Annotated in this window: 12 protein-coding genes; all 12 read right to left on the bottom strand. The window is 34.0% G+C overall.

Going from position 1 to position 14,802, the window contains the following annotated elements; translation table 11 throughout:
* Window positions 1–12: 12 nt before the first annotated feature.
* Window positions 13–1,437 (bottom strand): flippase, encoded by a 1,425-nt coding sequence (locus RV17_RS00745; RefSeq protein WP_067480698.1) that lies wholly within the window; start codon window positions 1,435–1,437, stop codon window positions 13–15.
* Window positions 1,434–2,582 carry a CDP-glycerol glycerophosphotransferase family protein gene (locus RV17_RS00740; RefSeq protein ID WP_067480695.1) on the bottom strand — a complete coding sequence of 383 codons (1,149 nt, stop codon included), beginning with the start codon at window positions 2,580–2,582 and terminating at the stop codon, window positions 1,434–1,436. Before RV17_RS00740 ends, RV17_RS00745 begins: the two co-directional genes overlap by 4 nt.
* 8 nt (window positions 2,583–2,590) lie before the next feature.
* Window positions 2,591–3,586 (bottom strand): glycosyltransferase family 2 protein, encoded by a 996-nt coding sequence (locus RV17_RS00735; RefSeq protein ID WP_067480692.1) that lies wholly within the window; start codon window positions 3,584–3,586, stop codon window positions 2,591–2,593.
* Window positions 3,587–4,642, bottom strand: a complete 1,056-nt coding sequence (locus RV17_RS00730) for an NAD-dependent epimerase/dehydratase family protein (protein ID WP_067480689.1) — start codon at window positions 4,640–4,642, stop codon at window positions 3,587–3,589.
* A gap of 11 nt (window positions 4,643–4,653) precedes the next feature.
* Window positions 4,654–5,355, bottom strand: a complete 702-nt coding sequence (locus tag RV17_RS00725; RefSeq protein ID WP_067480686.1) for an IspD/TarI family cytidylyltransferase — start codon at window positions 5,353–5,355, stop codon at window positions 4,654–4,656.
* On the bottom strand, window positions 5,352–6,206 hold the full coding sequence (locus RV17_RS00720; RefSeq protein ID WP_082294049.1) for a LicD family protein: 855 nt from the start codon (window positions 6,204–6,206) through the stop codon (window positions 5,352–5,354). Before RV17_RS00720 ends, RV17_RS00725 begins: the two co-directional genes overlap by 4 nt.
* Window positions 6,207–6,276: 70 nt before the next feature.
* The gene (locus RV17_RS00715; RefSeq protein ID WP_083571949.1) at window positions 6,277–7,080 is read right to left on the bottom strand and encodes a glycosyltransferase; all 804 of its coding nucleotides are present in this window, start codon (window positions 7,078–7,080) and stop codon (window positions 6,277–6,279) included.
* A 91-nt stretch (window positions 7,081–7,171) separates the two neighbouring features.
* Entirely contained in the window at window positions 7,172–8,560 is a 1,389-nt protein-coding gene (locus tag RV17_RS00710; RefSeq protein WP_067480678.1) for a sugar transferase, read from the bottom strand.
* A gap of 235 nt (window positions 8,561–8,795) precedes the next feature.
* The gene (locus RV17_RS00705; protein WP_067480673.1) at window positions 8,796–10,934 is read right to left on the bottom strand and encodes a glycosyltransferase family 2 protein; all 2,139 of its coding nucleotides are present in this window, start codon (window positions 10,932–10,934) and stop codon (window positions 8,796–8,798) included.
* 35 nt (window positions 10,935–10,969) lie between these two features.
* Entirely contained in the window at window positions 10,970–12,550 is a 1,581-nt protein-coding gene (locus tag RV17_RS00700; RefSeq protein WP_071868226.1) for a class I SAM-dependent methyltransferase, read from the bottom strand.
* Window positions 12,540–13,760: an ABC transporter ATP-binding protein gene (locus RV17_RS00695; protein WP_067480667.1), complete on the bottom strand. Its 1,221-nt coding sequence runs from the start codon at window positions 13,758–13,760 to the stop codon at window positions 12,540–12,542. Before RV17_RS00695 ends, RV17_RS00700 begins: the two co-directional genes overlap by 11 nt.
* Before the next feature lie 11 nt (window positions 13,761–13,771).
* Window positions 13,772–14,578, bottom strand: a complete 807-nt coding sequence (locus RV17_RS00690; RefSeq protein WP_071868225.1) for an ABC transporter permease — start codon at window positions 14,576–14,578, stop codon at window positions 13,772–13,774.
* Window positions 14,579–14,802: the final 224 nt, after the last annotated feature.

Raw genomic sequence — 14,802 nt, 5'->3', positions numbered from 1 at the left:
AGGAGTTTTGTTTTATTTGAACATTCTACTAATTTCTTCTTTTAGATGTGGAAAATTAAAATAAGTAATTGGTAGATACACTAGCACAATAATGATAGATTTTAGTGCCATATCTAAGAAGCTAGAGTTTAATATTGTAGGAACAAAATAGTAAAACAACAACGACAAAGCCATACCCATGACGAAGAATAAATTGATTCGTTTATCAAAGAAATAACCAACCTGAATTTCATCTCTAATAAAGAAAATCCTGAAGAAGCAGACCAAAAATTCTACAATTACGAGTACTAATGTTGCCCCTAGCGCACCATATTTAGGCACTAATAAAATGTTACCAACTATACTGATCAAAGCTCCAATAATCATTGGATAAGCAAATTCTTTGTCTTTCTCAATTGCAATCGTAAATTGATTAGCAAATACCCCTCCAATTGGGCTAAAGATAATGAGTAAGCATGAGAGTAACATATTGATTACCATTGGCTCAAACTTTTCACCAAAGAACCATGGAACAAATTCTTTCGTATTGACAAAAACAACGCTAAATAAAATCATCGCAATAATAAATGTATAATCAAAAGATTTTTTTGTGTAAATTAGAATATTACGCTTATCACCATTAGCTTGTGCTTTTGAGATTTTTGGAAGCATAACAATTGTAATAGAAGAAAGCACAGCCAGGATAATTCTAGCTATCTTTTGCGACTGATCATAATAAGATAATTCAGTAGGATTAACAAAATAACCAACGACCGTTTTATCTAATGTCGTATATACTTGCATAAACAATTGTGGGACTAAGATAATAAAAGCGGGTTTCCACAATTTTCTAAAAAGAGCTGAATTAAATTTAGGTCTGTATACCTTACCTTTGATATTTAGCCAAAAAACCAGACTTCCTAAAAAGTTAGTGATAGATGTAATAAAAACATAAATCCACAAATCATCTTTGGTAGTTACAAATAAGACAATTAAAAAAACTGAAGAAATTTTGATTAACGTATTCCTTATTACAACTTTTGCAAATTCCTCAATCCCTTGGAAAAACCATGAGATATCCAGTGTTAACCCCAAAATAAATATCAACTGAATGAAGTACAAATTTTTGTATTGGATATCAAATAGATAAATATACATGATGTAAACAATTGAGGCACCCAGTCCAATTAAAAGTTGCATGAAATAAATATTCCAAAACTGCATCGAGAGTTCTTTTTTGTCATCTCGCGCTTTTGCAATATTACGAATACGAAAAGGATTCATTCCTACAGCAATGACAGTCATTAAAAATTGCGCTATTGAAAATACATAACCATAAACGCCTAGCCCGTCAGCTCCAATTCTACGGCTAAGAATTGGAATTGTGATTAACGGCAAAACAATTAAGAAAACCTGATAAATTGCATTATAAATAATATCTTTTAGTGTTTTTTTCATTTACTTGCCTTCTTCATCAATTCGATTACTTTTTCTGTACTAGTTCCGTCCTCAAAATTCCCCACATAGTTCAGTAAACGTTCAGAACTATTCAACAAATCTTGTGCTTGTTCTTCAAAAATTTGAATCAACATCTTTCCATCTTGAGCAACAGGTACAGGCAATGAACCTAACTCAATATAAAACCCACGTTCCTTGCTGTAAGAATCTTCATCATAGTTAAATAAAATAAGCGGTTTTTTTAATAAAGCATAATCAAAAAAAATAGAGGAGTAATCAGTGATTAGGACATCTACATTTTCAAATAAATTTTCTAGCGGAATACCATCATCCACAAGTTCCACTTCATGTCTTTTCATATACTCTCTACTTTTTTTGTCATTAGCTAAACGTTGATTTACGTTGGGGTGAAACTTTGTCATAAAATTAAGTTTTTGACCTCGAAGCGCAAAAAATTCTTTCAGCACGTTGATTTCAAGTTTTTCTAATTGAGGAATTCCATTATTTTCCATATTATTTCTGAACGTTGGAGCAAACAATATTGTAATTTCATTCTTATTTAAATAATCAGATTGTTGTACATTTGCTTTTGAAACAAGCTTATCATTTCTTGGCGTACCAATTTCTAATAGCTGATTCTTTGAAACACGAAAAGCAGATAAATATTTTTCTGAACTATAGCGATTACCCGATAAAAGATATGTGATTGATTCACTATCTTTTTTAGCATATTTCAAATAATGACTTGATAATTTATCTTCTGCATCAAATTCAATTTTTTTCAATGGTGTCCCATGCCACGTTTGAAAATAAATCTGTTTTTTACGTTTTCCATATACAATCGTTTTTCGACTATCATCAATCCAGAATTTAGATGTATACAAATAATAAGTACTTAGTAAAGAATCTGTATCTACTCTCTTTACATCATTTGGCAAATCATTTACCTGAACTCCCTTTTTCAAGAGCCATATACATTTGTAATTCAAATTTTGATTACCTATTGTTTCAGAAATCACACGTGGATTTCCAGAATAGTTTCGACCGCCGAAACTAGAAAAAACAATCCTATTTTCTTTTAAAGGAAACATTTTAAAAATTACTGGAAAAACATATCTAGAAAATAATTTTTTTATTTTATTCATATTTACAATTACCTCATAGATTCTATTCTATTCAAGACACTAGCTGTCACTTTACTTTTGGATAAATGATATGGGAGATTAGGATGTTTCAATAAAAATTTTATTAACTTTTTCAATTTTGGTGAAAAGTCTGGATCTGCTTGAGCTTCTTGCTCAAAGCGAGATAAAATCTCCATTGATCGGTCATAATCTTTTTGATTTGAATAGTTGTTCTCAATCATAGACATCATCATTCTTACCGCTGTATAGACGTATCTTGAGCGAACATTTAATGACACTTCTGGATAGAACTTGTCAATAAACATAATAATCTCTTCATGTATATCAAAAGTATCAAATTTTCTAGGATTAAAACTACCTCGTAATATACTTTTTGGACTTTGGAAATAATGATATTTTTCAGATGAATTTAAAGCAATCCGATTTGACTTATCAATTAAAAGATATGTTGTTGCTTTATCTTCCATTAACTTTCCAACAGGGAATCTTAAGTCAGAAAATAAATTCATATTGAACAATTTATTATTGGCAGAGTAACCGATATTATTACTAGTGAATAATGATTTCATCGCCTCATGTTTATCCAGTACCAACCAATCTTCCTTGGTTGGCGTTAACTCTTTAAGTTCTTTTAAATCATTTATCTTTTTCAGTTTTATTACTGATATTTCTGCATTAAAAGTTTGAACACCGGCATATAGAAGTTCTAAATAATCTGGTTCAATCCAATCATCACTATCAATAAAGCAGACAAAATCTCCTGTCGCTTGTTCTAAGCCAGAATTTCTAGCTGCACTCAATCCACCGTTTTGCTGATGAATAACAGATACCCTATTATCTTTTTTCTTGTATTCGTCAGCAATTTGTCCACTGTTATCTGGTGACCCATCATCTACAACAATAATTTCAAGATTAGAGTACGTTTGGTTGGAGATTGAATCTAAGCAACTTTCTAGATAATCTTCTACATTGTATACTGGGACAATCACGCTTATTTTATGCATCTACTTCACTTCCTGAATAATTTTCACTGTATGTTCTAACGATTCCTCTAAATCAAATAAAGGCATCCAGCCCGTTGCTGTCAATTTTGTATTGTCCAAAACAGCTGTATTTGCTTTAGAAAATCCTTTACTTTCAATTTCATCTGGTAATTCAAAAATAACTTTTTTACCACTGATGTTTGCTAATTTTTTTGCCAAATCTTTCAAATGCAAATCAAATTGCTCGTTTGAAACATTGTAAGCTTGACCACTTTCACCATGTAATAGTAAATACAAAATTGCAGAAACTGCATCTGCAACATAAACATAAGAAAAGTATTGGTTACCTTCACTTTTTAACACGATATCTTCGTGATTGACAGCATTTAGAATAAATTGAGAAGAAGCTTTGGTATCAGAAGTTAACATCGTTGGCCCAAATGTTCGGCATAGACGTGGAATAACAATATCTAACCCATTTTTCGCAATGTATGCTTGACAAAGTGATTCGCTCACTCTTTTGCCTTCTGGATAACCAGCACGTAACGTATTACAGTCAATATAACCACAATATTCTTCGTTAAATTTTTCAACGTCTCCACGATTTTCACCATAAATTTCAACTGTTGATAAAAATAATGTTCGTTGGACATTGGTTGCCGCTGCATGTTTTAACACTTGATCTGTCCCAGCTAAATTGGTCATGATAGTTCCAATTGGATCAGTCGCATAGGCTTTAGGATGTGTGTTGCTTGCTCCATGAATCATATAATCAACCAAAAGCTCTTCCGGTAAAGGTTCTGTCACGTCGCCTTCAACAATCTCAAAAGTTGACAAGTTTCGATATGTTAAAAAACGCGTTTCAAGTTTTTCCCTATTTCTCCCCATAGCAAATACTTTGATTTTTAATCCCAATTGCTGGTTTGCTAGCATCAAAGTATCAATTAAAAATGAGCCAATCATTCCAGAAGCACCAATCATTAAAATTGATTTACCATCAAGTTTTTCCAGTTCAGGTAGACTCTCAACTACTTTCGCCAAATCAGCTTGATACATGGGCTGTTCAACTAATGTCATCTTTATCTCACCTAATCTTTCATTTTTAAATAAGCTTTAAACAATTCCAAGTCATCCGTTGTAGTCAACTTGATATTTTTATCAGAACCAGCTGCAAAATATAACGTCTCACCCAGATCCACCATCATTGTATTTGTGTATGAAGAATCAGTCATCCCAATGTTTTCTGCTACCGCGCGATTATAAGCTGCAAGCAGTTTACCATATTGATAGGCTTGTGGAGTTGATACTCTTCGCAAAGTATTACGGTCCACGTATTCAACCGTCGTATCCTCCGTTTTTTTAATAAAAATTTGTTCATTATAAGGTAATGAAGTCACGCCATTTCCATATTCCTTACATTTCACAATAACATCAGACAAAACAAGTTCATCAACCAATGGACGAATACCATCATGAATAATGATCGTATCATCTTCATCAGAATGGTCTTTCAAAAATTGGACGCCATTATTGATTGATTCTTGTCCTTTTGAACCACCTGTTATTACCCATTGAACTTTACTTATATTAAATTCTTTAATGTAAGCCCACATCGTTTCTTCCCATCCAGATTTACAAACCACTAAAATGCGATCAATTTGTGGATGTTTCTGGAATGATTCAAGTGTGTAAATAATGATTGGTTTTCCATCGATACTAATAAACTGTTTTGGGATATCTTGTCCCATCCGTTTACCAACACCACCGGCAATAATAATAGCTGTAATCATCTGTTGCTTGCTCCTTTAGTTAAATAATATTTTCCTTGGTAATTTTTGTATGAATGATCTGGATCAATGTAAATTGAATCATGTATTGTTTTTTGATTTTCTAAAGATGGACGTTGCATGTAATCACCAAACGCAGCACGTAAATAATTGTCATATCCCACAGGAATTGGCATTTTGGTCTCTTCAAAAGGAACCCAAACAGCCTCAGAAAAATCCTTAGCAGAGTAAATATTTCCCATATACTTTGGTCCAACACATAGTTCAGTCACATTTTCTGTCGGCTTTTGATTATACTTAGTCATTTGTTTTTCTGCAAATGACCAAATTTTATAGCGAATATTATCAGATTTAAAAGTATTCAGTAACAAATTACTACCAAAAGCTAATATACCACCATGATTTTCTGGAACTACTTGTGAACAAAAAAGGGCATATACAAGAGCCCATAGCTTTTGAATTTTTCGGCTAACTTTAGAATCTGGTGCAACATCCAATGGAAAGATATCAATCGTAATACCATGAACAATATTTAAATCTTTTTGATATGTTTTTATGAACGTTGTTTCTTCGTCTCTTATCGTCATAAATGAATTATGATCATTGTAAGTTGCTGAAGCTTTCTGTACAGGAAGAGTTTGATTGATTTGAGCTTGAGACCATAAATCGTAAAAACGTTCATAATCATTTCTTGGCATAAAAAAGTCTAAATCATCATCCCATGGAATAAAGCCACCTTCTCTGATTGCTCCAATTGCTCCTCCACCGCAAAAATAGCATAATAATTGATTTTCTTCACAAAAATCGACAATTTTCTGTGCCATAGTCAAGGTAACTTTTTGGACCTTTTGCATTTTAGCATCTGTGCTATACAAAAAAAAACCTCCTGTTTTATCTAAAAATAAGATTACATATTCCTAATTCTTAATTTCTTAACTGCTTTTCGTAGAATTTACCACGCAGTTTATTGGGCAACAAACTAATTACTACATGTCCACCAGTAACAAATAGAAAATCCGTCACAGAACCCAGTCCATCACGCCAAATATGGTAGCGCCCCTTGATTCCTGGCAACAAATAATTTATACCACCACGTCGAGCATACATGTCAGCACCTGCACGAGCGTGAACTAACGGTTCTTGAATGTTGTAGCCTTGATAACCAGCCTTCAATAACCTTACCCATAAATAATAGTCTTCAAAACCTTTTAAAGGACGATAATTTCCAACAGCTAATATCGCTTTCTTATCGAACATCACCGTCATGTGATTAAACGGGTTTCTTTTTTTAGAAAATGCACAAATTTCCTGATTTGTTTCTGGCACTAGGCGACGACCAATAATTTGATCTGTCGAGTCAACAAACTCTTCGATATTACTCCCAACGATTGCAATATCAGGATTGCTTTCAAAAATAGCTAATTGCTTTTGCAATCGTTCTGGAGCCATAATGTCATCTGTATCCATTCGAGCAACTATCTGATATTTAGTGTGCTCTAAACCTTTAGCTAGAGCAACACCTAATCCTTGATTTTTCTCAAATTTCACAAGTGTGAATATATCAGGGGCTACTTGCTGAAATTTCTGTACAACTGCTTCTAAATCAGAATTAATTGGTCCATCATATACCAAAACAATCTCATCTGGCATAACTGTCTGTTTAAAAATACTTGTTAATGCTTCATTCAGATATTCTGGTTTTTCTTTATCATATAAAGAAAGAAGCATACTAATTTTATTTTTTTCCAATTTCTTCCCCACTTATCTTTTGTGTAGCTTACTAAGCTTAGGCTACAGCATTGATTTAAATTATCTCTATTTATCCATAAATCTTATCTTCTGGGAAATGCAGTTCTGCTAAAGAACAAGCAGCTTCTTCATCCACACCTTGTGAAGACATTTTATCGAATAAAATTTTAATTGTTTGCAATAAGATTTTCAAATCCAATAACAACGAATATTTTTTGATATATAACAAATCAAAACGCAACTTACTATTGTAGTCTGAGACATATTTCCCATAGACTTGCGCATAGCCAGTAATACCCGCACGGACATTATGACGTAAATAGTAATAAGGATTTTCTTCATTAAATTGATCAACAAAGAATGGTCGTTCTGGACGTGGACCCACGATTGACATATCGCCTTTTAAGACATTAAAGATTTGTGGTAATTCATCAAATCGTACGGCACGAATAAATTTACCAACAGGCGTTACGCGTGCGTCATTGCTTTTAGCAAGGACTGGGCCTGATTTTGATTCAGCTGTTGCGCTCATTGAACGGAATTTATAAATCGAAAATTCTTTTTGATTTTTTGTGATACGCACTTGCTTATAGATAACAGGACCTGGTGATGTTACTTTTACTAAAATCGCTGTTAATAACATAAATGGTGAAGCCAAGATCAACAAAACAAGTGAAACAAGAATATCAAATAATCGTTTGAAAAGCTCATCTTCTGGAGGTATTCTAAAACCAGATGATTCAATAATGCTTTCATCTTCAAAATTCATGATATTTGGATTGATCATGATCAAGTTTTCAAATGTTGTATTTAAAAATAATTTTTTTTCTTTCTTGGTAACCAACTGGTAGATTTTAATTTTTTCTTGTTCTTCAATTTCCGAAGCCAAGTACACAATATCGATTCCATCAATCAGTTGTTTCGTATGCTCATAAAAATGATCAACGATAACTGCTTCTACTTTATGTTTATTATTTTTCTTTGATTGGAAATTTTGAATTGCTGGTGCAACATCTTTTTCTAAACCAACAATAATCACTTTTTTGTCACTGCTGATTTTCAAGTAAAGTTTATACACCAAAATGCGATAAGTACTGACCAAAATCGTTCCGATCACAAAAGAAAGTAAGATAACTAGCCGCGGAAATGCAAACCAACGCCCAGCAAAAGTTACAATCATAATCCCAAAGGTCATCAATACTTGACCAATAACAGTTACAAAAATAATGTCGCTGATCATTCGATTATAAAAGACGTAAGCCCCTAACAAAATATTAAGAACAATAAATATAATCGAAATAAAAACTGCGGAATTCTCAAAAGTTTCAAAGTTACGCACTGGTATTTCTCCTTGAAACTTCAGTAAAAAGCTTATATAGACTGCAACGTTATAAACAATCACATCCATTAAAATAATAAATATTCTGCGAGCGGCGCTCCACTCCCCATTTTTATTCATATATACACTCCTAACCTCAGAATAATGCCTTTATCATCTTACCATAGCAAGCCTTAAAAGCCTAGCGAGTAACCAAAATGTAAAGGAAATTAAACTATTATATGCAATAAAATAGACTATTTTATCTTTTCATTTTTGTTTCTAAAATCCACACTCGGTGTCTTCATTCTTACAGGCGTGATAAATAACAAAAAGCGATGAACGTATCCAAGTTCGATACGTTCATCGCTTTTGATTAGTCTGGTCTTAGAGAAAAATCGCCAATACCTTCTTTAGTCAAATTATCATTGTAAAATGGATCGTGTGCAATGTAGCTTGGCCACTTGTCTTGCATTTTTTTGATTTCACCAGCAAAGCGTTTTTGTTTTTCTGGAGTATCTTCATATCCTCTTGATTTTGATTCAAAATGATAAAGTTCCACTTGATGTGCGTAAACATTGTTACGTCCCAGTTCATAGACTTTCAAACATAGATCAACATCATTAAATGCAACTTCTAATGTCTCGTCAAATCCGGAAACAGCATGAAAGTCCCTTGCTTTAACCATCATACAAGCTGCAGTCACTGCTAAATAATCAACATCAATCACCAAACGACCAAAATAACCGCAGTGTGTTTTATCATAATTATTTAGCGCATGTCCTGCTACGCCACCAATTCCAACAAGGACACCAGCATGTTGGGTTGTTTCATCTGGATAATACAATTTTGCACCTACACAGCCAATTCGATCAAATTGTGCATAAGAAACCATTGTCGTCATCCAGTCTGGTGCAATAACTTCAGTATCATTGTTCAAAAATAAGAAATACTTTCCACTTGCTTTTTCAGCTGCTAGATTATTGATCCGTGAGTAGTTAAACGGAATATCAATCAACTCGACAATGAAACGATCGTTTAAACGTTCTTTGTAGTTTGCAAACAATTCTTGCATTTTTGGATCCGTACTTCCATTATCTGCAATAATAATTTCATAGTTGGGATATGTTGTTTTCTCAATAATTGAATCAACACAGACTTTTAAATCTTCATACCCATTTTTAGTTGGAATAATGACACTCACTAAGTCTTCTTTAATCACGTCATACATCACTTCATAAAAACCCGAGATTCTTCCCGGACGTACTTTCCCTTTGATTCCACGACGATTCAGTGCATCAGTCAACGCTTTTACACCAGAATCATAAATATAACTTTTCGCTTCGCCACTACTTGCTGTAGAACCTGGAATCGTTCGCCAGTGATACAGAACTTTATCAATATGATAAATGTGATTTGCTGGGATTTTTTCTGTCACACGTAAAACAAGATCATAATCTTGTGAGCCCTCATACCCCTTACGAAATCCACCTAATTCTTTCACGATGCTTGTGCGATAAACACCTAGATGAGAAATATAATTGTTTCCCATTAGTGTGTCTGGTGACCAATCAGCTTTAAAATGGGGGTCAAAACGATTCCCATCAGAATCGATTTTATCTTCGTCGCTATAGATTAGATCCAGCTCAGGTCGTTCGTTCAATACCTTGGCTACTTCATATAGCGCTGAAGCTGGCAACTCGTCATCATTGTCCAACAAAGCTAAAAATTCACCCGAAGCTAATTCTAAAGCTGAATTAGTTGCTAAGCTAATATGTCCATTTTCTTGTCGAAAGACGACTTTGATTCGCTCGTCTTTTGCTTGGTAAGTTTCCAGACATTTGCGAATAGCCGGATCTGTTGAAGCATCATCACTAATGCATAGTTCCCAGTGATCATACGTTTGTCCTAGAACAGAATCAATGCATTTTTCTAACCACTTAATTTCAACATTGTAAACAGGCATAGCAATTGAAATCAATGGACGATATTCTAAGGCAGTAGCAGCTTTACGCTGTGCTTCTAAATCAACTTTTTCGTGACGAGTAATCCACTCTGCATAGTCAACTGAACCAGGTTTCAATTCTAGCTTGACGCGACGAACAGCTTTTTTTAAGCCATGTGTTCTTGCGTAATTGACACCTTTTTTCAGCAAACGTATTTGTTTTTGCCAAGAGGTCTCAAATCCATCATCGAAAGGATAACGTCCATTTAGCTTCACGGCAATTCCATTTTGGTGAGTAGTTGTCTGAAAATCTAAGATAGCTTTTCCTTTTAATTTTCCTGAAAGTCGAATTTTAAATCCGCTTTGCGTTTTGACATCTAGTTCGTATAAATGATTGATGTCCAAACGAACGACAGGCGTTGTTTCAATCAAAACTTGGCTTTTTTCTACTGTGACTGAAGGGATTTCTTTAGTTACTTCATCAATTGCCCAACCCACAATAAGTAAGTCTCCAGTAGCTCGTTCCCGAGTGATTGTATCAATAAATACAGCAATTTCTTTCTTTGTCACTGTCCAGTTACTCCTTTATCAAGTAGGCCAATGAATTACATTTCAATAATCCAAGTTTGACCATTTTCTGCTGTTACTTCAATTAAAAATGTACGTTCATGTTCACAAAGAATCTGCAATTCAAAACCGGCAGAAACATTTTCTGCAAGATTTTCAGCCTCATTCACTTCTTTGCGATAAATCGGTTTAGCATCGAAAAACGGTGATTGATCTACTGATAAATGATAAGACAATGCGTTTCGATCTGCTTGTGAGATGCCCCAACCAATAATTGTTAAAACTTTGGTTTCTTCATCCCAATGCTTTTCATCAATACATAAAGCTAACTCTTTTGCTTGAACTTTTTTAGGAGTTTCTTTTGTTCGACGAGTTTTTTTTGATTTAATTGCCCATTCATCGTTATCTAAAAGTGAGCAATAACGCGTAGTTGTTGTTTGCAAGTAATGATCAAGCTTAGCATTTTCTTCTCTAATTTGATAATTATCTTTTTCTAAATCTGCTATTTTCCCTGTCAATTCTTGATGAACAGCCATCATTGGTTGAACAGTTTCCAAGACTTCTGAGAAAGTTTGAGTAAGCTCTCCAATAAAACGATAATGGATATTCACCGTTAATTCATGTCCAGCGACATTTTTTACTGCTAATTCTGGTACGCTTTTTCCATCAAATAGATAGCAATCCCTGTTTGTTTTTAGCGCAGCATTTGAACGAATGAAATCAATTTTTTCTCCCGCAATTTCAGCAGTAAATTCAATAAAACTTGGCTGTTTTTCAAAACGGAATAACACGTTTTCAATATTTTCAGCAATTGGAAATGTCAAACGTTGGTTTTCACCAGTGTAATTGTTAATAGGAATCTGTTGACTAGTTTCTCCCTCAGCCGTTTGTTGAACCAAATCAAAGACTTTGACGTAATTTGAATTTTGTGGCTGTGCAATTTCGGGTACTGCCTGTTTTTTTAACGAGAAGAAGTATTGATAAACTTCTCCAAATGGACGCATTTTGAAGTCATATCGAACCGCTTCTGGCAAATCTTCGTAACGAGAAGAAAGCTCGGTGTCTTCTACTGCTAAGTATAAATAGTCTTCGATGTTAATCATCAAGCCAGCTTTTTCAAACACTCTTTGAAAACCCTCATGCGTATAAAATGAATTGTGTGTTTCATCTAACAAGCCATAAGAAGTCCATGGAAGTTGATTATTAAATAAATCAATCATTACAGAGTTATGAGCTAAGTTAGGGAACGTAATCAAAATTTCTCCATTTTCACTCAAAAATTCACTGACTTTTTTCAAAGTTGCGCCTGGATCAACCAAATGCTCCAAGACATCTGCAAACAAAACATAATCAAATGTTTGACCTTCAAAATAAGTGGCCCATTCAAAACTTTCAATGTCCCCATAAAAGCCATCCTGTGCAAATTCACTCACAAAATCAAATAGCTCTTTATCTAATTCGACAATGCTAACCTCACATTGCTTCGCACCAATCAAATGTTTTGTTAATCGGCCATTTCCCGGACCAAATTCTAACACTTTGCTTCCTGGTTTGATTTGAGCGGCGATTTTTCCAACACTACTTTGCTCATCTAAATCCATTTCAAAATCATATTTCATCTTTTTGACTACCTTCTTCCCATTTGTGATCCAAGATGACAATACCTTCACCAATGTATGAGCCACTAACAAATAAGTTCATATATTTTGTCTTATAAACTAACGGAACTGTAGCATTTTCTTCAAAAACTGCCACATCAAAATAATACTCACCAGCTAGTAAGCCTAGTTTTTCATATTCAAGATAAAAAACATTTTCACCTTTTTTCCAAGGAATCGTTATGTCATCCAATAATGTGTTCAAGCCACAAACATAAAAATTATCAACCGTTCGTAAAGCAATCCCCAAGACTGGCTTTTTGATTGACTCGTCTTTGACATTATAGGTAACTTTCACAAAGAGTGTCTCCCCTTGTTCAATCATATCGACCGGTTTCTTCTCTTTATCAAGCAATTCGGCACTTAGCACATCAACGATATCTGGTGCGGCATGACGTTCAACTTGATTCTTATTGCGGTCAACTGTCTTCACTGATTTTTTCTTCAAGAAGTTTTCATAATTGGTCGTAACGTCCATCGTGTCCCCGTATTCTACGACTTCACCGTTTTTCAACCAATAACTACGGTCGCAAAAACGACGAATTGAGCTAATATCATGCGATACGAATAAAATCGTTTTTCCAGAATTCTTGATTTCAGTAAATTTTTCCATACATTTCAATTGAAACTCTAAATCACCGACTGCTAATGCTTCATCAACAATCAAAATATCTGGATTCACATTGATTGCTACCGCAAATGCCAAACGGACAAACATCCCGCTTGAATAAGTTTTTACTGGTTGATAAATATGATCCCCAATATCGGCAAAATCAATGATGTCATCGACCATACCTTCAATTTCATCTCGTGAAAATCCTAAGACCATACCATTTAAAAAGATATTTTCATAGCCAGAATATTCTGGATTGAATCCAGAACCTAACTCAAGCAATGCAGAAATTTTTCCATCGATTTCCATTGTACCAGCAGAAGGTGTCAACACACCGGTAATGATTTTGAGCATCGTCGATTTTCCTGAACCATTTTCGCCAACAAAACCAATCATTTCGCCTTTTTTTATTTCAATATTAACGTTTTTCAATGCATAAAAGACATCGTGATAAGATTTTTTGAAAGGATTCAGTGCCTCACGAAAACGATCACTCGGTTTTGCGTACATATTATATGATTTGGTGATGTTTTCTAATTTAATCGCATATTCTGTCATTTCTATTCTCCTTACAGTACATCTGAAAAATGTGGTTTCAGTCTACGGAACACAGCTGAACCAACCACAAAGAATGCTAATGTAACTATCCAAAAGTATAAAGTATACATGCCATGTTCAAAGAACCACGCTTGGCTCAAGAAAGATTCACGATACCCTTGAACGATGTAATAAAGTGGATTTAATTTCAAAATTTGAACAATTGTCGGGTTAAACTGACTTGGACTCCAAAGAATTGGTAATGTCCACATAATCAATTGCAACAAAATCGTAATGAATTGTACGATATCTGGTAAAAACGGTTGGATAGATGCTGTCAACCAAGTAATCCCTGTTAGAAATGCACACATACAAAATAGATAATAAATCAGTTGTAGTGTCATAATGGTTGGGAATATTCCATGTCCAATTGTCACAACTAAGCCAATCACGATAAAAAAGAGGTGTGTGTATAAATTAGATAAAATTTTCGTACTTGGCAAGATACGAATGTTGAAAACGACCTTCTTGACTAAATACGTGTACTCTCGAAAGACTAACGTCGTTGAGGTAAATGCATCTGAGAAGAAGAACCAGGGAACCATCCCCGTAATCAGATAAACAATGAATGGATATTTACCATCAGTCATTGCAGCTTTCAAGCCGAAGCCAAAGACTAACCAGTAGATCAACACAGTGAATATCGGGTTGATGAATGCCCACATGATTCCTAAAAAAGAACCAGCATAACGTGATTTAAAGTCATTTAATGAAAACTGAATCAATAATTTTCTGTTCTGATAAATATCTTTCATAAATAAAAACAGATCTTTAAACATTTGTGTTCCTCCAAGCGATTTCTGTTAATTACAATCAACTGCCATTTTACCATATTTTTACTAGCTGACTGCGATATTATTTATTTCTTAATTTTTCTATTAAGTAACAAATACTCGACCGTTACTATTCTACAAAAGATAGTTTCTAATTGCAATCAAGCAAGGTATTACTTCATTTCTGATGCATACTTATTTTTATAAAAAAAGAGAGTGAAACAAAACTG

The sequence above is a fragment of the Enterococcus thailandicus genome (genome assembly GCF_001886265.1).
GTDB classification, from domain to species: Bacteria; Bacillota; Bacilli; order Lactobacillales; family Enterococcaceae; genus Enterococcus_B; species Enterococcus_B thailandicus.
This window is presented reverse-complemented; position numbering and strand designations above follow the sequence as displayed.